This window comes from Rhizobacter sp. AJA081-3, from assembly GCF_017795745.1.
In the GTDB taxonomy this organism is placed as follows: Bacteria; Pseudomonadota; Gammaproteobacteria; order Burkholderiales; family Burkholderiaceae_C; genus Piscinibacter.
In genome coordinates, this window is the sequence record NZ_CP059067.1 from 522,407 (window position 1) to 540,426 (window position 18,020).

At 66.6% G+C, this 18,020-nt stretch carries 20 protein-coding genes and 1 tRNA gene; 17 read left to right on the top strand and 4 right to left on the bottom strand.

The window, feature by feature from the left end:
• Positions 1–16: 16 nt before the first annotated feature.
• The 7 genes from hisI (at position 17) to tatC (ending at position 3,162) form a co-directional block, all read left to right on the top strand.
• On the top strand, positions 17–406 hold the full coding sequence (gene hisI / locus HZ992_RS02605) for a phosphoribosyl-AMP cyclohydrolase (protein ID WP_209385132.1): 390 nt from the start codon (positions 17–19) through the stop codon (positions 404–406).
• The gene (locus tag HZ992_RS02610) at positions 403–756 is read left to right on the top strand and encodes a phosphoribosyl-ATP diphosphatase (protein ID WP_209385134.1); all 354 of its coding nucleotides are present in this window, start codon (positions 403–405) and stop codon (positions 754–756) included. The genes hisI and HZ992_RS02610 overlap by 4 nt, the downstream gene beginning before the upstream one ends.
• Complete coding sequence (locus HZ992_RS02615; RefSeq protein ID WP_209385135.1) at positions 753–1,160, top strand: DUF4870 family protein; 408 nt, start codon at positions 753–755, stop codon at positions 1,158–1,160. The genes HZ992_RS02610 and HZ992_RS02615 overlap by 4 nt, the downstream gene beginning before the upstream one ends.
• Positions 1,161–1,179: 19 nt before the next feature.
• Positions 1,180–1,527, top strand: coding sequence for a histidine triad nucleotide-binding protein (locus tag HZ992_RS02620; protein WP_209385137.1), 348 nt, complete (start codon positions 1,180–1,182; stop codon positions 1,525–1,527).
• 76 nt (positions 1,528–1,603) lie between these two features.
• Positions 1,604–1,843, top strand: coding sequence for a Sec-independent protein translocase subunit TatA (gene tatA / locus HZ992_RS02625; protein WP_209385138.1), 240 nt, complete (start codon positions 1,604–1,606; stop codon positions 1,841–1,843).
• Between the two features lie 37 nt (positions 1,844–1,880).
• Entirely contained in the window at positions 1,881–2,366 is a 486-nt protein-coding gene (gene tatB / locus HZ992_RS02630; protein ID WP_209385139.1) for a Sec-independent protein translocase protein TatB, read from the top strand.
• Positions 2,367–2,370: 4 nt separating this feature from the next.
• Positions 2,371–3,162, top strand: a complete 792-nt coding sequence (gene tatC / locus HZ992_RS02635) for a twin-arginine translocase subunit TatC (protein WP_209385141.1) — start codon at positions 2,371–2,373, stop codon at positions 3,160–3,162.
• 9 nt (positions 3,163–3,171) lie between these two features.
• Here the strand turns inward: tatC and HZ992_RS02640 are convergent, their stop codons facing one another.
• Complete coding sequence (locus HZ992_RS02640; protein WP_209385143.1) at positions 3,172–4,344, bottom strand: trypsin-like peptidase domain-containing protein; 1,173 nt, start codon at positions 4,342–4,344, stop codon at positions 3,172–3,174.
• Positions 4,345–4,367: 23 nt separating this feature from the next.
• Here HZ992_RS02640 and HZ992_RS02645 point away from each other — a divergent pair, with 23 nt between their 5' ends.
• Positions 4,368–5,117, top strand: a complete 750-nt coding sequence (locus HZ992_RS02645; RefSeq protein WP_209385148.1) for a Nif3-like dinuclear metal center hexameric protein — start codon at positions 4,368–4,370, stop codon at positions 5,115–5,117.
• Between the two features lie 6 nt (positions 5,118–5,123).
• The gene (pdxA, locus tag HZ992_RS02650) at positions 5,124–6,149 is read left to right on the top strand and encodes a 4-hydroxythreonine-4-phosphate dehydrogenase PdxA (protein ID WP_209385154.1); all 1,026 of its coding nucleotides are present in this window, start codon (positions 5,124–5,126) and stop codon (positions 6,147–6,149) included.
• On the opposite strand, the gene HZ992_RS02655 is transcribed toward pdxA, so the two are convergent.
• Complete coding sequence (locus HZ992_RS02655; RefSeq protein ID WP_209385155.1) at positions 6,127–8,703, bottom strand: DUF1631 family protein; 2,577 nt, start codon at positions 8,701–8,703, stop codon at positions 6,127–6,129. The two genes, pdxA and HZ992_RS02655, sit on opposite strands and share 23 nt — an antisense overlap.
• Positions 8,704–8,857: 154 nt before the next feature.
• The gene (mscL, locus tag HZ992_RS02660; protein WP_209385156.1) at positions 8,858–9,286 is read right to left on the bottom strand and encodes a large conductance mechanosensitive channel protein MscL; all 429 of its coding nucleotides are present in this window, start codon (positions 9,284–9,286) and stop codon (positions 8,858–8,860) included.
• Between the two features lie 255 nt (positions 9,287–9,541).
• Between mscL and petA the strand changes: the two genes are divergently transcribed.
• The 6 genes from petA (at position 9,542) to HZ992_RS02690 (ending at position 13,741) form a co-directional block, all read left to right on the top strand.
• Positions 9,542–10,141 (top strand): ubiquinol-cytochrome c reductase iron-sulfur subunit, encoded by a 600-nt coding sequence (petA, locus tag HZ992_RS02665; protein WP_209385157.1) that lies wholly within the window; start codon positions 9,542–9,544, stop codon positions 10,139–10,141.
• Positions 10,142–10,161: 20 nt separating this feature from the next.
• Entirely contained in the window at positions 10,162–11,565 is a 1,404-nt protein-coding gene (locus HZ992_RS02670; RefSeq protein ID WP_209385158.1) for a cytochrome b, read from the top strand.
• Between the two features lie 25 nt (positions 11,566–11,590).
• The gene (locus HZ992_RS02675) at positions 11,591–12,358 is read left to right on the top strand and encodes a cytochrome c1 (protein WP_209385159.1); all 768 of its coding nucleotides are present in this window, start codon (positions 11,591–11,593) and stop codon (positions 12,356–12,358) included.
• Between the two features lie 112 nt (positions 12,359–12,470).
• Positions 12,471–13,082 carry a glutathione S-transferase N-terminal domain-containing protein gene (locus tag HZ992_RS02680; protein ID WP_209385160.1) on the top strand — a complete coding sequence of 204 codons (612 nt, stop codon included), beginning with the start codon at positions 12,471–12,473 and terminating at the stop codon, positions 13,080–13,082.
• 18 nt (positions 13,083–13,100) lie between these two features.
• On the top strand, positions 13,101–13,619 hold the full coding sequence (locus tag HZ992_RS02685; RefSeq protein WP_209385161.1) for a ClpXP protease specificity-enhancing factor: 519 nt from the start codon (positions 13,101–13,103) through the stop codon (positions 13,617–13,619).
• Positions 13,620–13,665: 46 nt separating this feature from the next.
• Positions 13,666–13,741, top strand: a tRNA-Thr gene (locus HZ992_RS02690).
• Positions 13,742–13,804: 63 nt separating this feature from the next.
• On the opposite strand, the gene HZ992_RS02695 is transcribed toward HZ992_RS02690, so the two are convergent.
• Entirely contained in the window at positions 13,805–14,122 is a 318-nt protein-coding gene (locus tag HZ992_RS02695; protein WP_209385162.1) for a DciA family protein, read from the bottom strand.
• 15 nt (positions 14,123–14,137) lie between these two features.
• On the opposite strand from HZ992_RS02695, the gene HZ992_RS02700 reads away from it, so the two are divergent.
• Both HZ992_RS02700 and secA read left to right on the top strand, forming a co-directional pair.
• Entirely contained in the window at positions 14,138–15,106 is a 969-nt protein-coding gene (locus tag HZ992_RS02700; RefSeq protein WP_209385163.1) for a M23 family metallopeptidase, read from the top strand.
• 157 nt (positions 15,107–15,263) lie between these two features.
• Positions 15,264–18,008 (top strand): preprotein translocase subunit SecA, encoded by a 2,745-nt coding sequence (secA, locus tag HZ992_RS02705; protein WP_209385164.1) that lies wholly within the window; start codon positions 15,264–15,266, stop codon positions 18,006–18,008.
• Positions 18,009–18,020 lie beyond the last annotated feature (12 nt).

Genomic DNA, 18,020 nt, shown 5'->3' on the forward strand with positions numbered 1-18,020 from the left:
TCGATACACTGCCGGCATGGACTGGCTGGACGAGGTGAAATGGGACGCGCAGGGCCTGGTGCCCGTGATCGCGCAGGAAGTCGGCACGAACGACGTGCTGATGTTCGCATTCATGAACCGCGAAGCGCTGCGCCTGACCGCCGAGCGCGGCGAGGCCGTGTACTGGAGCCGCTCGCGCGGGCGGCTGTGGCACAAGGGCGAGGAGTCGGGCCACCTCCAGAAGGTGCACGAGCTGCGCCTGGACTGCGACAACGACGTCGTGCTGATGAAGGTGACCCAGCTCGGCCACGAACCCGGCATCGCCTGCCACACCGGGCGCCATTCCTGCTTCTACCAGCGCCTGGACGACGGGCGCTGGACGGCCGTCGAGCCCGTGCTCAAGGACCCGGAACACATCTACAAATGACCACGACCAGCGACGACACCCTGGCCCGCCTGGCGGCCGTGATCGAGTCCCGCAAGGGCGGCGACCCGGACAAGAGCTACGTGGCGCGCCTGTTCGCCAAGGGCAACGACGCGATCCTGAAGAAGATCGGCGAAGAGGCCACCGAAACGGTGATGGCTTGCAAGGACGGCAATCGCACCCAGATCGTGTACGAAGTGGCCGACCTGTGGTTCCACTCGATGCTGGCGCTCAGCGCCTTCGGGCTCGAACCGGCCGACGTGCTGGCGGAATTGCGCCGGCGTGAAGGCCTGTCGGGGCTGGAAGAGTTTGCGGCCCGCAAGGCCCGTTCAAGAGAGGAAGACGGAACATGAACGACGTGATCGACGTTTCCCCGGCCGCACCGAAGGATGGCATGGACCCCGAACGTGACAGTTCGCTGCGCACCATCGGCCACATCAGCTACGGGCTGCATGCGGTGGTGGCGGTCAGCGCGGTGCTGCCCGGTGTGCAGGCGAGCGTGCTGCTGCTGCTTGTGGCCTTCATCCTCGACATGGTGAAGAGGAGCGATGCCGCCGGCACCTGGCAGGAGTCGCATTTCTCATGGCGCATCCGCACCGTGCTGTGGGCCGGTGGCCTGTACCTGGTCACCTCCTGGCTGTGGATCCTGCTGTTCGTGCCGGGCTGGATCGCCTGGACCTTGATCTCGGTCTGGTTCCTCTACCGCGTCGTCCGTGGCTGGCTGGCCCTGAGCGATCGCAAACCCATGCCCGTCTGAACTTCGATCCCACGAGACCATGAGCGCCGATCCCAACTGCATCTTCTGCAAGATCGTGGCCGGGCAGATCCCCTGCCGCAAGGTCCACGAAGACGATGAACTGCTCGTCTTCCACGACATCGCGCCCTGGGCGCCGGTGCACGTGCTGATCATCCCGAAGCAGCACGTCACGACGATGTATGACACCACCGACGAGCACGCGCCGCTGATGGGACGCATGATGGCGATGGCGCCGAAGCTGATGCGCGACCTCGGCGTCACGAACGGTTTTCGCATCGTGGTGAACACCGGCCGTGACGGCATGCAGGAAGTGCAGCATGTCCACATGCATGTCATGGGCGGGCCGCGCCCCTGGATCAAGGGCTGATCCAAGGCCTTGGGCCGGGTTGAACCCGGCCGCTCCCCTAGAATCAAACGCTCGTCGCAGTCGACAGGAGAAAGTCATGGGTTCATTCAGCATCTGGCACTGGTTGATCGTGCTGGTCATCGTGCTGCTGGTGTTCGGCACCAAGAAGCTCAAGAACATGGGGTCCGACCTGGGCGGCGCCGTGAAGGGTTTCAAGGATGGCATGAAGGACGGCTCCGCCGGCACCGCCGATGCGGGCAATGCTGCGCAGCAAGTGACCGCCAACAAGGCCACCGACGCCAACACGGTGGACGTGGAAGCCAAGTCCAAGTCGTGATCGACCCCCGCGTGCCCGTGGGCGCGCGCATTCCCGCATGATCGATTTCGGCTTCGACAAGATCGCCCTGATCGGCGCCGTGGCGCTGGTCGTGATCGGTCCTGAGCGCTTGCCGAAGGTGGCGCGCACCGTCGGCCACCTGCTGGGCAAGGCGCAGCGGTACGTCGCCGACGTGAAGGCCGAGGTGAATCGCTCGATCGAACTCGAAGAGCTCAAGAAGATGAAGAGCAGCTTCGAGGAGGCGGCGCACGATGTCGAGAAGACGGTGAACAGCGAGATTCAGCAGACCACTTCCGATCTCGACCGCAGCTGGTCGGAAGGCACCTACACGCTGCCGACGGACAGCGGCCAGCACGAGGGCCTGAGCACGCCGGTGCCCGAGTACAAGCATCCGAAGAAGAACTGGCGCCTCAAGCGCGGCGCCATGCCGCAGTGGTACAAGCAGCGCCACGGCATCCGCGGCAAGGCGCAGTCGGGCGCCGCGCGCGTGGCCCGGTTCCGGCCGCCCCGGCCGCAGGCCTGACCCGATGAGTTCATCCGACGACAAGCCCGACGAACTCGCGGGCACCGAGCAGCCCTTTGTCACGCACCTGATCGAATTGCGCGACCGGCTGGTCCGCGCGGCGATCGCAGTGGCCGTGTGCTTCGGCGTGCTCGCCCTGTGGCCCGGCCCGAGCGGCCTGTACGACCTGCTGGCCGCGCCGCTGGTGGCCAACCTGCCCAAAGGCACCACGCTGATCGCGACGAACGTCATTTCGCCGTTCATCGTGCCGCTGAAGATCACGCTGCTGGCGGCCTTCCTGATGGCGCTGCCGGTGGTGCTCTACCAGGCGTGGGCTTTCGTGGCGCCGGGCCTGTACACGCACGAGAAGAAGCTGGTCATGCCGCTGGTCATCTCCAGCACGCTGCTGTTCTTCATCGGCGTGGCGTTCTGCTACTTCTTCGTGTTCGGCCAGGTCTTCAAGTTCATCCAGAGCTTCGCGCCCAAGAGCATCACGGCAGCGCCGGACATCGAGGCCTATTTGAGTTTCGTGATGACCATGTTCATCGCCTTCGGCGCGGCCTTCGAGGTGCCCGTGGTGGTGGTCGTGCTCGCCCGCATGGGGCTGGTCAGCGTCGAGAAGCTGCGCGAGTTCCGCAGCTACTTCATCGTCATCGCCTTCATCATTGCGGCCGTCATCACGCCGCCGGACGTGGTGTCGCAGCTCGCGCTGGCGATCCCGATGTGCCTGCTCTACGAGGTCGGCATTTGGGCAGCGCAGATCTTCATCAAGCACACCCAGGCACCGGCCGAAGAAGGCAGCGGCACGCCGACCTGACAGCCGCTGTCACTGCGGCTGTCTGGCCCTCACCTTGGGCCGCTGGGCGACGGTGACGTTGAGCTCCAGGGCCTTGTCGCCGCGCTGCACCGCGATTGCCGCCGTTTCGCGAGGCTTCAGGGCCGCCACCGCGCTGAGCAACTGCGCCGTGTTGGTGACCGGCTTGTCGCCGACCTTCGTGACCACGTCGCCCGGCCGCACGCCGCCGGCGCTGGCGGGGCCGCTTTGCAGCACGCCGGTGATCAGCACGCCCTGTCGCACCGGCAGGTTCAGCGTCTGCGCGATCTCGGGCGTGAGGTCGCGCGGCTCCACGCCTATCCAGCCGCGCGTGACCTGGCCGTCACGGATCAGCCCTTCCATCACCTGGCGCGCCGTGTTGACGGGAATCGCGAAGCCGATCCCCATGTTGCCGCCGCTGCGCGAATAGATCGCGGTGTTGATGCCCACCAGGCTGCCGTTGGCGTCGACCAGCGCGCCGCCGGAGTTGCCGGGGTTGATCGCCGCGTCGGTCTGGATGAAGTTCTCGAAGGTGTTGATGCCGAGCTGGTCACGGCCCAGAGCGCTGACGATGCCCGAGGTCACTGTCTGGCCGACGCCGAAGGGGTTGCCGATGGCCAGCACCACGTCGCCGACCTGCAGGTTGTCCGTGTTGCCGAAGCTGATCGCCGGCACACGCTCGAGCTCCACCTTGAGCACTGCGACGTCGGTCTCCGGGTCGGTGCCCACCAGGCGCGCGGTGGCCGTGCGGCCGTCGGCGAGCTGCACCTCGATGTCGTCGGCGCCCTCGATGACGTGGTTGTTCGTCAGCAGGTAGCCGTCGGGCGTGACGAACACCCCCGACCCGAGGCCGACCTGCGGCTGCTGCGGCTGGGCGCCGTCACCGAAGAAGAAGCGGAACCAGGGGTCGTTGCTCTGCGCGGAGCGCTGCGGCGCCTTGCGTGCCGTGATGCTGACCACCGCCGGGGTGGCGCGCCGCGCTGCGCCGGCATAGCTGCTCACGGCCGCCGTGGGCGAGAGGGCCACCGGCTGAGCGGGCAACGCCTGCGACACGGGAGGCAGCGTGACGACGGGCGCCGAGCCCGCGCGGCGCGGCAGCCATTCCGGCTTCAGCGTGGACACCACGAAGAGCATCGCCACGGCAACCGTCACCGCTTGCGAGAAAATCAGCCAGGTTCTGCGCATCGAAACACCCTGAAAGCCCGAAGATGGTCCACCGCACCGAGATCGAATCTCACCTGCAGACGATGCTGGACGTCGGCCGTTTCCGGGATTATGGGCCGAACGGTCTGCAGGTTGAGGGCAAACCCGAAGTTCTCAAGATCGTCTCGGGCGTGACGGCCAGTCTCGCGCTCATCGAGGCCGCCATCGAGGCGAACGCCGACGCGATCCTGGTGCACCACGGCTTGTTCTGGAAGGGCCACGACGGTCGCATCACCGGCTGGCTCAAGGCGCGGCTGCAGAAGCTGCTGGCCCACCAGGTGAACCTGTTCGCCTACCACCTGCCGCTGGACGCGCACGGCGAACTGGGCAACAACGCGCAGTTCGGCGCCCGGCTGAAGCTGGTGGCCGACGCCCGCTTCGGCGATCAGGACCTGGGCTTCATCGGTGCGCCGGCCCAGCCATTGACCGTGGCCGCGCTCGCGGCGCTGCTGCAGTTCCGGCTCGGCCGAGCCGCCACGGTGATCGAGGGCGACGGCCGGCTGCTCAGGCGCGTAGCCTGGTGCACGGGCGGTGCGCAGGGCTACTTCGAGGCCGCCATCGCCGCCGGCGCAGATGCGTTCATCACGGGCGAGCTGTCCGAGCCGCAGGCGCACTACGCGCGCGAGACGGGTGTGGCCTACTTCGCCTGCGGCCACCACGCCAGCGAGCGCTACGGTGCTCCGGCGGTGGCGGCCCAGGTGGCGCAGCAGTTCGGCCTCGAGCACCAGTTCATCGACATCGACAACCCGGCCTGAATCGGCATGAGCGCCTTGCTGGCACTGACGATGGGCGATGCCTGCGGCATCGGCCCCGAGATCATCGCGAAGTTGTGCCGCGAGGGCGCCGCAGGCGCCTGCGTGGTGCTGGGCGATGTTGCGGTGATGCGGCGTGCCGCAGCGGCTGCCGGCGGCGGGCTTGCCGTGGCCGTGATCGAACGTGCCGTCGACGCACGGGCGGTGCCCCCGCGCTGCATTCCAGTCCTGCCCGTGCCCGGACTTCCCGCCGATCTGGCCGGCGCGCCGCTGGGTGCCATCGACCCGCGTGCCGGCGCCGCAGCAGCGCGGTGCATCGAACATGCCGTGGCGCTGGTGCAAGCCGGCGAGGTGGCCGGCATCGTCACCGCGCCGATCCACAAGGAGGCCTTGGCGGCGGCGGGCATCGACTTTCCCGGTCACACGGAAATGCTGCAGGCGCTGGCGGCTCGCGGCGGCGCCGTGCCGCCCGTGCGCATGATGCTGGCCAACGACGAACTGCGCACCGTGCTGGTGACCATCCACCTGTCGCTTCGCCGTGCCATCGACGCGATCGACACGGCGGCAGTGCTCGAGACCATCCGCATCGCCCATGCCGCGGCCGCGCGCTGGGGCCAGGCGCGGCCGCGCATCGCCGTGGCCGGGCTCAACCCGCATGCGGGCGAGGGCGGGCTGTTCGGCGACGAGGAGATCCGCTTCATTGCACCGGCCGTGGCAGCGGCACGCGCCGACGGCATCGAGGTGTCCGGGCCGTTCGCGCCGGACACGGTGTTCATGCGCGCTCGCAACGCGCCGGGCCACAACGGAGAATTCGACATCGTCGTGGCCATGACGCACGACCATGGCCTCATCCCGGTCAAGTACCTCGGCGTCGAGCAGGGCGTGAACGTGACGCTCGGCCTGCCCTTCGTGCGAACCAGCCCCGATCACGGCACCGCGTTCGACATCGCCGGCAGCGGCCGCGCGGATGCCTCGAGCCTGGCCGCCGCCGTGCGCATGGCGCGCCGGCTGATCAGTGGCGCGTCGGCGCCTTGAGCGCGGCCAACTGCTTGCGCGCCCGGGTGGTCGCGCGCTCCATCAGGTAGGCACTCTCGTAGGCGCGCATGCGGCCGGTTTCGCACATGCGCGCGAGCATGCGCGCGGTCATGGAGATGGTCTCCTGGTGCTTCTTGCCGCGCGAGAAGACGAAGAAGCTGCGCCCCGGGCTCACGTAGGTCAGCCGCACCTTCTGCCACTCGTCCTTCAGGTGCATCTGGTAGGCGAAGCCGAGCTTGATGTGGTCCATCAGCTGAGGCCCGCGGGAAGGCTCGGGCGGCTCGGAAGGCGACAGGTCGAGATTCAGGTCCAGGCCCAGGCCGATCGGCGCCGAGTCGTCGGTGTCGGCCAGCCCGTCGGGCTGCGTGTCGCCGGCGTCGTCGCTGGCGCCGCCGGAGTCGATCTCGATGTCGACCTGGCCCGACCAGTCGACGGCGCTTTCCTCGACGAGGCCGACCTGCCGGGCCTCCTCGGGCGTGAAACGGCGCTCGATCACCTCGCTGTCGACCTCGGGCACCGTGTCGGCCACCGACAGCGAGTCCACGCCAGGGATCGTGGTGTTGAACACACCTTCGATCTGCTTGGCAAGCATGTTGTGGTCGAGCTCGGACATCGGCGCCGCCTTGAGCGACTCTGCGTGCGCCGGCAACAACTGCGCGAAGAAGGCCTTCTGTGCGGGGTCGGGCCAGCCGATCAGCGCCATGCCCTCGTTGAGGTCCTTCATGAGTTGCGGCAACTGCATGAGGAACTTCTTGCGCAGCATCGGCGCACCCTTGGGCTGCACGCTCATCACCAGGTCGCGCCCGGCGCGCTTGAAGCGCGCATATCGATCCGAAGCCAGGCCGTCGCGGCGCACCGCCAGCACCAATGCCTGGCTCCAGACCTGCGAGACGAAGTCGCGCAGGTAGGGCGGCAGCGACATCGGCTTGAGCGCTGCGCTGAGCTGCAGCATGTAGCGCTGCTGGATGCGCAGCTCCGATTCCTTGCCTTCCAGCGTGGCAGCCGTCGGCGTTTGCTGAACCACCGCCTGCGTCTGCTCGGAGATGAACTGCTCCAGTTCCTCCAGCTTGGCGGTGTACAGATCGATCTGGTCGAAGTCGCCGTCGACGATCTCCTGCACCAGGTCACGCACGCGTTCGAGCAGCAGCTTGCCGGGGCCGTCGACGAAGTCGTCGAAGGCACAGGCCAGCGAGGCGATGCGGTTGACGAAGCGCCGCACGGGGTGACGGCGCGACGAGAAGAAGGTCGAGTCGTTCAGCGCGACACGCAGCACGGGCAGTTGCAGCCGGGCGATCTGACGTGCCATCTGCGGCGGCACGCGCGGGTCCGACAGGATCTGGTCGAACAGGCTGCCGACCACGTCGATGACCATGTGGTCGAGCTTGCCGCTCGAGGCCTGCATGAGCTCTTCGCGGTGCGCGCGAATCAGGTTCACGGCCATCAGGCCGGTCAGCCCCTCAGAGTAGCGGCTGGCCTGCCCCGGGCCCGAGCCCCGCAGGCTGCCTCTGGCGCTTTCCGGGCCGAGGCCCGCCAAGCCGGGCCGCCCCGTGCTCGCGAAGGCGACTCCGCCGCCGGCGGGCAGGGCGTCGAGCGCTCCGGGCCGGCTCGCCAGCGACGTCAGGCGACGCAGCAGGGTCATCAGATGGGCGTCGGCCTGCGACTGCGCCGACGAGACGCGTGCACCCAGTTCGCCACGCGAAAGCGTTGAGCCGCCGTGACCCGAGGTGCCACCGCCCGAGGCAGGGGGAAGTCCCGCCAGCCCGGGGCCGCGACGGTAGCCGGCCGCGGAGTCATGCGTCCCGAGGTCGCCTGCACCGGACTCGCCGCCGTAGCCGCCGGTGGAGCGGTACTCGGAGTGCTGCAGGGTCGCATACCCCGAGTTGACTCCCGGCAGATGGAATCCTGGCCCGTCGCCGGAGCGCAGGTTCATGCTGGCAGCCTTCACGCCGCGAGCCTGCAGGTCGCGCAGGATCTCGGCGTAACAGGCCTTCATGGCTTTCGCCAGCGCCATGCCCATCTCGCGGGCGAGCAGTCTGCGCGGTTCAGCGTCCTTGGTCACCGATTCGATGGCGCGGTAGGCGGCCAAACCGACAGACTGGGCCCGCAGCGGATTGCGGTCCTCGTCGCGGCGGATCGTGTTGAGCAGGCTGGCGAGGTGCGATGACACTTCGCTCAGTTCCCACTCGCAGTCTTGGCTGATCTGCGCTGCGATGCGGTCAGCGTACATGCGCTGCTCGACTTCGTTGTCGTCGACCAGGCTGAGCGACTGCCAGTCGGTCGCTTCCAGCCGGCGGCGGCCATCGGAGCGCGGCGCAAGGTCCTTGCTGATGCCATCTCGCAGCTGGTCTCGGAACACCAGATGAAAATTGGCCATGTTGCGGCGCAGGTCGAACTGCGCCGCCAGTAACGCGTCGCGCTCGCTGGTCTTGGTAGCCGAGATCGACAGCGTGCCCAGCAGATCCGAGACGCGGTCAGCCGCCGACGCGACGGTCGTGTTGATCAGGCTGACAGCCGCATCGAGTGCGACCTTCTGGCGGGGATCTGTCGGGTTCATCGAGGCGGGGGCGGGGCACGGCCACACTCCCCGCGGTTGCAGGTACTGCCGCCAGCGGGGCGTTCATCGAAGTATGGCCCGAAAAACACGGGCCACGCTGTGCGATCCGTCACGGCGGCAGTTGGCGACGGCCGGCGGGCGCCGGCGCGCCGAACTACTTCTTCAGGGAGTCCCGGATCTCGCGCAGCAGCACCACGTCTTCCGGCGGGGCGGCCGGCGGGGCGGGCGGGGCTTCCTTCTTCAGCCGGTTGATCTGCTTGACCATCATGAAGATGATGAAGGCCAGGATGATGAAGTTGATCGCCACGGTGATGAAGTTGCCGTAAGCGAACAAGGGCACGCCGGCCTTGCTGAGTGCCTCGTAGGTGTTCGGTCCCTTGAAGTCCGCCGGCGGGTTGGCCAGCATGAGGAAGTAGTTGGAGAAGTCGAGGCCGCCGAGAACGCGCCCGACGATCGGCATGATCAGGTCCTTGACGATGGAGTCGACGATCTTGCCGAAGGCCGCTCCGATGATGACGCCGACCGCGAGGTCGACGACGTTGCCCTTCATCGCAAACTCTTTGAACTCGCTAACGAAGCTCATGGGAAACCCCTCTCTGTTGTTGTCGTGGAATGGCTGTCACTTATGCGCAGCGTTGTGAAGTATTCCCGGCTGAGGATGGAAGTCAAGGCGAATGGGCGCTCTGGGTGACGGGCTCGAGCTTGGTGTTACCGAGCTGCTTCGGCAGTGCGTAGCAATGCACACGCGTGGGGCCCAACCCGATCGAAGGGAGGCCCTTGACTCGTCCGCTAGAATCGCAGGTTGTCCCTGATTTCGAAGACTCGCCAGAGGATCCCCATGAGTGACAGTCCCGTCGACAACGGCAAACGCACCTGGCTCATCGCCTCCGGGTGTGCCGGCGCAGTGGGTGTCGGCTTCACCGCCGTGCCCTTCGTCAGCACGTTTCAACCCTCCGAGCGCGCTCGCGCCGCCGGCGCCGCCGTTGAGGTGGACATCGGCGCGCTCAAGCCGGGCGAGAAGCTCACCGTCGAATGGCGCGGCAAGCCGGTGTGGATCGTCAAGCGCACGCCGGAACAACTGGCGGCGTTGCCGAAGGTGGATGCGTTGCTGGCCGACCCGAAATCGGCGCGCAAGCCAGAGGAACTCACGCCCGACTACGCGCGCAACGAGCATCGCTCCATCAAGCCCGAGATCCTGGTGGCCGTGGGGATCTGTTCCCATCTGGGCTGCTCGCCGTCCGACAAGTTCCAGCCGGGCGCACAGCCCTCGCTGCCCGACGATTGGGCCGGCGGCTTCCTGTGCCCGTGCCACGGCTCGACCTTCGACATGGCCGGTCGCGTCTACAAGAACAAGCCGGCGCCCGACAACCTCGAGGTGCCGCCGCACATGTACCTGTCCGACACCCGTCTGCTGATCGGTGAAGACAAGAAGGCCTAACCAGGACAGGATGCAAGAACATGGCTGATTTCAAGGAACTGCCCGCCGGCGCGCCTGTCGCCCAGCAGGTGACGAACTGGTTCGAGAACCGCTTCCCGACTGCGTTCGACGCGTACCGGGTGCACATGTCCGAGTACTACGCGCCGAAGAACTTCAACTTCTGGTACATCTTCGGCTCGCTGGCGCTGCTGGTGCTCGTGATCCAGATCGTCACCGGCATCTTCCTGGTGATGCACTACAAGCCCGACGCGGCACTGGCTTTCGCCTCGGTCGAGTACATCATGCGCGACGTGCCCTGGGGTTGGCTGGTGCGCTACATGCACTCCACCGGCGCGAGTGCGTTCTTCGTCGTCGTCTACCTGCACATGTTCCGCGGGCTGCTGTACGGGTCGTACCGCAAGCCGCGCGAGCTGGTTTGGATCTTCGGTTGCGCGATCTTCCTGTGCCTGATGGGCGAGGCCTTCATGGGCTACCTGCTGCCCTGGGGCCAGATGAGCTACTGGGGCGCGCAGGTGATCGTGAACCTGTTCGCCGCGATCCCCTTCGTCGGCCCGGACCTGGCCCTGCTGATCCGTGGCGACTACGTGGTGAGCGACGCGACGCTGAACCGCTTCTTCAGCTTCCACGTCATCGCCGTGCCGCTGGTGCTGCTGGGCTTGGTCGTCGCGCACCTGCTGGCATTGCACGACGTCGGATCGAACAACCCGGACGGCGTCGAGATCAAGGCCAAGAAGGACGCGAACGGCAAGCCGCTTGACGGCATTCCGTTCCACCCGTACTACACGGTGCACGACATCTTCGCTGTCGGCATGTTCCTGTTCGTGTTCAGCGCAATCATCTTCTTTGCGCCGGAGTTCGGCGGCTACTTCCTCGAGTACAACAACTTCATCCCGGCCGATCCGCTGAAGACGCCGCTGCACATCGCGCCGGTTTGGTACTTCACGCCGTACTACTCGATGCTGCGAGCCATCACCAGCGAGATGATGTACGCGCTGATCGCCTGCGTGCTGGCTGGCGCGGTGCTCGGAGTGCTCAAAGCCAAGGTGGGCGGGCTGCTCAAGGGCGCGATACTGATCGGGGCGCTCGTCATCGTGGCGATGATGCTGGCCATCGACGCCAAGTTCTGGGGCGTGGTGGTGATGGGTGGCGCGGTCGTCATCCTGTTCTTCCTGCCGTGGCTGGATTTCAGCCCGGTCAAGTCGATCCGCTACCGGCCGAGCTGGCACAAGTACGTGTACGGCATCTTCGTCATCAACTTCCTGATCCTGGGCTACCTGGGCGTTCAGCCGCCGTCGCCGATCGGCGAGCGGGTGTCGCAAGTGGGCACGCTGTTCTACTTCGGCTTCTTCCTGCTCATGCCCTGGTGGAGCCGGCTGGGCGAATTCAAGCCGGTGCCTGAGCGCGTGACCTTTGCCGCCCACTGACGCGACTGCCGGGAACGAACACATCATGAAGAAGATCCTCATCTCCCTGCTCATGGCGCTGGGCCTGGCCGGTGGCGCACTCGCCGCCGGCGGCGGCATCCACTGGGACAAGTTCCCCGAGGAAAAGGCGAACGACCTGCCGTCGCTGCAGAACGGCGCCAAGCTGTTCGTCAACTACTGCCTGAACTGCCATGCCGCTTCGTACATGCGCTACAACCGCCTGCGCGACATCGGCCTGACGGAAGACCAGATCAAGAAGAACCTGATGTTCGCCACCGACAAGGTCGGCGAGACCATGAAGGTCGCCCTGGACGCCAAGCAGGGCAAGGACTGGTTCGGCGGCGTGCCGCCCGACCTGACGGTGATCGCCCGTTCGCGCGCCGGTTCCGGCGGCTCGGGGGCCGACTACCTGTACACGTATCTGCGCACCTACTACCGCGACGACACCAAGGCCACCGGCTGGGACAACCTGGCTTTCCCCGGCGTGGGCATGCCCCACGTCTTGTGGGAACTGCAGGGCCAGCGTGCCGCGAAGTACGTCGAGGAGAAGGATGCGCACAACCCGGCGAAGACGGTGCACCGCTTCGACGGCTTCGAGCAACTCACGCCGGGGAAACTGTCTGCGCGCGAGTACGACGCCGCCGTGGCCGACCTCGTGGCTTACCTGCAGTGGATGGGCGAGCCGGCGCAGGGCCAGCGCGTGCGTCTGGGCGTGTGGGTGCTGATCTTCCTCGGCGTGTTCACGCTCATCGCGTGGCGCCTGAATGCCGCGTTCTGGAAAGACGTGAAGTGACCGTCTGCGTGCCTGCCGCCCCGGCCGGGGTGGCGGCCCGATGCGCAGTGGCCCTGCCCGAACCGGCAGCCACTGCGCTTGTGTTTTTCGAAGCCTCTAGGAGCACACCGCCATGATGGTGCTTTATTCCGGAACGACCTGCCCGTACTCGCACCGCTGCCGCTTCGTGCTTTTCGAGAAGGGCATGGACTTCGAGATCCGCGACGTCGACCTGTTCGCCAAGCCCGAAGACATCGCGTTGATGAACCCGTACAACGAGGTGCCCATCCTCGTCGAGCGCGACCTCATCCTGTATGAGTCGCACATCATCAACGAGTACATCGACGAGCGCTTTCCGCACCCGCAACTGATGCCGGGCGACCCGGTTGCGCGCGCGCGTGTTCGGCTGTTCCTGTTCAACTTCGAGAAGGAACTGTTCTCGAACGTGAACATCCTCGAGTCGCGCGGCATCAAGCCGACCGACAAGCAACTCGAGAAGGCGCGCGCGCAGATCCGCGACCGACTGACCATGCTTGCGCCGATCTTCCTGAAGAACAAGTTCATGCTCGGCGATGATTTCTCGATGCTCGACGTCGCGATCGCGCCGCTGCTGTGGCGCCTGGACTATTACGGCATCGACATGTCGAAGAACGCCGTGCCGCTCTTGAAGTACGCCGAGCGCATCTTCTCGCGCCCGGCCTACATTGAGGCACTCACGCCGTCCGAGAAGGTGATGCGCAAGTAGATCCTCGTATTTGCCCTCATGAGCAGCACGCCGCCGATCTCGCCCGCCGGTTCCGGGACCTCCACGCGCCCGTACCTGATCCGTGCGCTGCACGACTGGTGCACGGACAACGGCTTCACACCGTACGTGGCGGTGTTCGTCGATGCTTCGGTGCAGGTTCCCACCGAGTACGTCAAGAACAACGAGATCGTTCTCAACGTCGGTTTCGAGGCGACCAGTTCCCTCAAGCTGGGCAACGAGTTCATCGAGTTCAAGGCGCGCTTCGGCGGTACTTCGCGTGAGATCGTCGTGCCGGTCGATCACGTGATCGCCATCTACGCGCGTGAGAACGGGCAGGGCATGGCCTTTCCGGTCCCCAACGAGGCTTCATCGGGCTCGGCAGCGGCCGATGCGGCCAGCCCCGAGGCGCCCGTGGCTCGCGCAACGCACCTCTCGCTCACCGAGGCGCCGCGCCCCGACGCCGAGGCTGCGGGTGAGCCGAGCGAACCGCCGGAGCCACCGGCGGGCGGGCGCCCGTCGCTCAAGCGCGTCAAATGACGCGCCGGATCGCGCGCCTATACTGATTTCGGGCGGGTTCCAGCCTGCCGGCTTAGCTCAGTTGGTAGAGCACCCGCCTTGTAAGCGGAAGGTCTTCGGTTCGATTCCGAAAGCCGGCACCAGTGAACTGCGTCACGCCGACGCCGCCCCGAACGCCCCGTCCCGGCAACCGGTGCAACGGCGTGTCAGTTCGATTGAACCTTGATTCTGATTGAGCTAACCTGCCATCCCCGCTCCTGAAGAATGCTCTCCAGGCGTGGTTTGATCTGACGCAGTTTGGCCGCGACGGCGGCATTGGCTGCCAGCAGCGACCAGCCTTCGTCGTCCACCGGTCCCGGCATCACGTGGCTGGCGAGCGCGCCGGGAAGGGCGCCGCGAATGGCCGAGAAGCGGTCTGCCGAATCCTGCAGACGTGCGCGCAGATTCGCCAGCGGCGCGCTGCGCCTCAAGGCTTCGGCCAGGGGCAGCGAGTCGGGGACGGTCGGTAGCGGTTTCGAGCTCACACGAGGAGTGTAGCGATGCAGATTCTCATCACGCACGGCACCTTGGCCCGTACGCGTGTCTTGCACTTCAACCGCTGGCAGCTGGCGGGCATGCTGATCGGCCTGGTGGCCGTGTTGACATTGCTGTCGGGTACGGTCTATCACTTCGTGTTCCTGAAGGCTGCGCGGGAAGGTTGGCCCGTGGTCAGCCAGATCGTGCGGCTGGTGGTGCGCGACGAGTTTGCCCAGCGCGACCGCTTCATGCGCGAGAACCTCGATGCGATGGCTCAGAAGGTCGGCGAGATGCAGGCCAAGCTGGTCAAGCTCGAAGCGATGGGCGACCGCGTTTCCGGCCTGGCTGGCGTCAAGAACGACGAACTGCGCCAGTTGTCGCGGCCGGCGGCGGCCGCCTCGTCCGCGCAGGGCGGGCCGTACGTGCCGCCGCAGGCTGCCAACCTCGAACAGTTGCGCGGCATCGTCGAGGCGCTCGACCAGACCACCGACCAGAGCACCGACATGTTCACCATGATCGAGTCACGCTTGCTCGAGTCGCGCCTGCGCGCGCTGATGATCCCGAACAGTGCGCCCGTCGTCGGGCCTGTCGGCTCGGGCTTCGGCTTCCGCACCGACCCGTTCACGAGCCGCACGGCGCTGCACACCGGGCTGGATTTCCCGGCCGACGTGGGCACGCGCATCCTGGCCGCGGCCGGCGGTGTGGTGCAACTCACCGAGACGCACCCAGCCTACGGCAACATGATCGAGCTCGACCACGGCAACGGCCTGGTGACACGCTATGCGCACGCGTCGAAGCTGATGGTGCGGGCGGGCGACATCGTCAAGCGGGGTCAGCTGATCGCCGAAGTCGGGAACACCGGCCGGTCGACCGGGCCGCACCTGCACTTCGAGGTGCTCGTTGACGGCGTGCCGCAGGATCCAGCCAAGTTTCTCGCCGGCGGCGACGCGGCCCAGACCGCGGCTGCCAGGGGCGGACGCACCCGGCGCTGAGCGCCGGGCCGGCGGCGGCGCCGGATGTAAACTTCGGGGTTTTCCAGGTGCCGCTCGCCTTGCATCTGCCGGGTGCGGCCCCACCTCCTGGCTCCCCGCGTTCGACTGCCTGGTCCGCCAGCCGGCGGGCGCGGCGACCGCTCAATCCCGACGCCGCATGTTGCCCAAGCTTCTCACCTCCATTTTCGGCAGCCGCAACGAACGACTGCTGAAGCAGTACCGGCGCGTCGTTGCCCAGATCAACGCGCTGGAGCCGAGCTTCGAGGCACTGACCGACGATGCCCTGAAGGCGAAGACCGGCGAGTTCCGGCAGCGCTTCGCCAACGGCGAAACGCTCGATGCGCTGCTGCCCGAAGCCTTTGCAGCCGTGCGCGAAGGCAGCAAGCGCTCGCTGAAGATGCGCCACTTCGACGTGCAACTTCTCGGCGGCATGACCCTGCACAACGGCAAGATCGCCGAGATGCGGACGGGCGAAGGCAAGACGCTGATGGCCACGCTGCCGGTGTACCTCAACGCCATCTCCGGCAAGGGCGTGCACGTGGTGACGGTGAACGACTACCTCGCCCGGCGCGATGCCGAGTGGATGGGCCGCCTGTACACCTTCATGGGCTTGACGGTGGGCGTGAACACGCCGCAGATGTCGCGCGAGGAGAAGCAGGAAGCCTACGGCGCCGACGTGACCTACGGCACCAACAACGAGTTCGGCTTCGACTACCTGCGCGACAACATGGTCCAGGAGACCGCCGACCGCGTCGCGCGCGGGCTGAACTACGCCATCGTCGACGAGGTCGACTCGATCCTGATCGATGAGGCGCGCACGCCGCTGATCATCAGCGGCCAGGCTGAAGACCACACCGAGATGTACGTGCGCATCAACTCGGTCGTGCCGCAGCTCAAGAAGCAGATCGGCGAAGCCGATCCGCGCACCGGCGAAGGTGTCATCGAGCCGGGCGACTTCACCGTCGACGAGAAGAGCCACCAGGTCTTCCTCACCGAGGCGGGCCACGAGAACGCCGAGCGCATCCTGTCGGAGGCCGGGCTGCTGGCCGAGGGCGCCAGCCTGTACGACCCGGCCAACATCACGCTGATGCACCATGTGTATGCGGCATTGCGGGCCAAGCACCTGTACAACCGCGATCAGCACTACGTCGTGCAGAACGGCGAGGTGATCATCGTCGACGAGTTCACGGGCCGCCTGATGACCGGGCGCCGCTGGAGCGACGGCCTGCACCAGGCCGTGGAGGCCAAGGAAGGCGTGCAGATCCAGAGCGAGAACCAGACGCTCGCCTCGATCACCTTCCAGAACTACTTCCGCATGTACGGCAAGCTCGCCGGCATGACCGGCACCGCCGACACCGAGGCCTACGAGTTCCAGGAGATCTACGGCCTCGAGACCGTGGTGATCCCGCCGAACCGCCCGACCATCCGCAAGGACGATCTCGACCTCGTCTACAAGACCGAGCGCGAGAAGTACGAGGCGGTGGTGGCCGACATCCGCGATTGCCACGAGCGCGGCCAGCCGGTGCTGGTGGGCACCACCTCGATCGAGAACTCGGAGAAGGTGTCCGAGCTGCTGAAGAAGGCCAAGCTCGAGCACCAGGTGCTCAACGCCAAGCAGCACGAGCGCGAGGCGCAGATCGTCGCGCAGGCCGGCCGCCCGGGCGTGATCACCATCGCCACCAACATGGCCGGACGCGGCACCGACATCGTGCTCGGTGGCAACGTCGAGAACCAGATCAAGTTCATCGATGCCGACGAGGCGATCCCCGCCGACGAGAAGGCGCGGCGCGCCCAGCAGCTGAAGGACGAATGGCAGGGCCTGCACGAGGCCGTCGTGGCCCAGGGCGGGTTGCGCATCATCGCCACCGAGCGCCACGAGTCGCGGCGCATCGACAACCAGCTGCGCGGCCGCTCGGGCCGCCAGGGCGACCCGGGCTCATCGCGCTTCTACCTCTCTCTCGACGATCCGCTGATGCGCATCTTCGCGGGTGACCGCGTGCGCTCGATCATGGAGCGGCTGAAGATGCCTGACGGCGAGGCCATCGAGGCCGGCATCGTCTCGCGCAGCATCGAGAGCGCCCAGCGCAAGGTCGAGGCGCGCAACTTCGACATCCGCAAGCAGCTGCTCGAGTACGACGACGTGTCGAACGACCAGCGCAAGGTGATCTACCAGCAGCGCAACGAGATCCTCGAGGCCGAGAGCCTGACCGAGCAGATCGGCAACCTGCGCGCCAGCACCATGGCCGAGGTGGTGCGCACCTACGTGCCCGCCGACAGCGTCGAGGAGCAGTGGGACCTGGCCGGCCTCGAGAAGGTGCTGCGCGAGGAGTGGCACGTCGAGGTGCCGCTGGCCGCCGAGGTCGAGCAGAGCAGCAGCATCACCGACGAAGACGTCGTCGAGAAGGTCGTCCAGGCCGCCGACGCTCATTTCGAGGCCAAGCTGGAACGCGTGGGCGCCGGCCAGTTCACACCTTTCATGCGCATGGTGCTGCTGCAGGCGATCGACTCGCACTGGCGCGAGCACCTGGCTGCGCTGGACTACCTGCGCCAGGGCATCCACCTGCGCGGTTATGCGCAGAAGAACCCGAAGCAGGAATACAAGCGCGAGGCTTTCGAGCTCTTCTCGCAGCTGCTCGACGTGGTGAAGATGGAAGTCACCCGCGTGATGATGACGGTGCGCATCCAGAGCGAAGAGGAGGCCGTGAAGGCTGCCGAGGCGATCGAGGAGCAGGCCGAGCGCATCAGCAACGTGACCTACACGCACCCGAACGAGGACGGCAGCGTCTCCGAGGAGCCCGATGTCGCCACCGTGGCGGCCGAGGTGCCCAAGGTCGGCCGCAACGACCCCTGCCCCTGCGGCAGCGGCAAGAAGTACAAGCAGTGCCACGGCCGCCTGGCCTGACCCCATTTCCTT

Excerpts from the sequence above, each read along its gene's own strand:
- HZ992_RS02700 (WP_209385163.1), top strand. The coding sequence starts at position 14,138 with ATGCAGATTCTCATCACGCACGGCACCTTGGCCCGTACGCGTGTCTTG.
- HZ992_RS02655 (WP_209385155.1), bottom strand. The coding sequence starts at position 8,703 with ATGAACCCGACAGATCCCCGCCAGAAGGTCGCACTCGATGCGGCTGTC.
- secA (WP_209385164.1), top strand. The coding sequence starts at position 15,264 with ATGTTGCCCAAGCTTCTCACCTCCATTTTCGGCAGCCGCAACGAACGA.
- HZ992_RS02610 (WP_209385134.1), top strand. The coding sequence starts at position 403 with ATGACCACGACCAGCGACGACACCCTGGCCCGCCTGGCGGCCGTGATC.
- HZ992_RS02640 (WP_209385143.1), bottom strand. The coding sequence starts at position 4,344 with ATGCGCAGAACCTGGCTGATTTTCTCGCAAGCGGTGACGGTTGCCGTG.
- HZ992_RS02615 (WP_209385135.1), top strand. The coding sequence starts at position 753 with ATGAACGACGTGATCGACGTTTCCCCGGCCGCACCGAAGGATGGCATG.
- mscL (WP_209385156.1), bottom strand. The coding sequence starts at position 9,286 with ATGAGCTTCGTTAGCGAGTTCAAAGAGTTTGCGATGAAGGGCAACGTC.
- HZ992_RS02675 (WP_209385159.1), top strand. The coding sequence starts at position 11,591 with ATGAAGAAGATCCTCATCTCCCTGCTCATGGCGCTGGGCCTGGCCGGT.
- HZ992_RS02680 (WP_209385160.1), top strand. The coding sequence starts at position 12,471 with ATGATGGTGCTTTATTCCGGAACGACCTGCCCGTACTCGCACCGCTGC.
- tatB (WP_209385139.1), top strand. The coding sequence starts at position 1,881 with ATGATCGATTTCGGCTTCGACAAGATCGCCCTGATCGGCGCCGTGGCG.
- HZ992_RS02645 (WP_209385148.1), top strand. The coding sequence starts at position 4,368 with ATGGTCCACCGCACCGAGATCGAATCTCACCTGCAGACGATGCTGGAC.
- hisI (WP_209385132.1), top strand. The coding sequence starts at position 17 with ATGGACTGGCTGGACGAGGTGAAATGGGACGCGCAGGGCCTGGTGCCC.
- tatC (WP_209385141.1), top strand. The coding sequence starts at position 2,371 with ATGAGTTCATCCGACGACAAGCCCGACGAACTCGCGGGCACCGAGCAG.
- HZ992_RS02670 (WP_209385158.1), top strand. The coding sequence starts at position 10,162 with ATGGCTGATTTCAAGGAACTGCCCGCCGGCGCGCCTGTCGCCCAGCAG.
- tatA (WP_209385138.1), top strand. The coding sequence starts at position 1,604 with ATGGGTTCATTCAGCATCTGGCACTGGTTGATCGTGCTGGTCATCGTG.
- HZ992_RS02620 (WP_209385137.1), top strand. The coding sequence starts at position 1,180 with ATGAGCGCCGATCCCAACTGCATCTTCTGCAAGATCGTGGCCGGGCAG.
- petA (WP_209385157.1), top strand. The coding sequence starts at position 9,542 with ATGAGTGACAGTCCCGTCGACAACGGCAAACGCACCTGGCTCATCGCC.
- HZ992_RS02685 (WP_209385161.1), top strand. The coding sequence starts at position 13,101 with ATGAGCAGCACGCCGCCGATCTCGCCCGCCGGTTCCGGGACCTCCACG.
- pdxA (WP_209385154.1), top strand. The coding sequence starts at position 5,124 with ATGAGCGCCTTGCTGGCACTGACGATGGGCGATGCCTGCGGCATCGGC.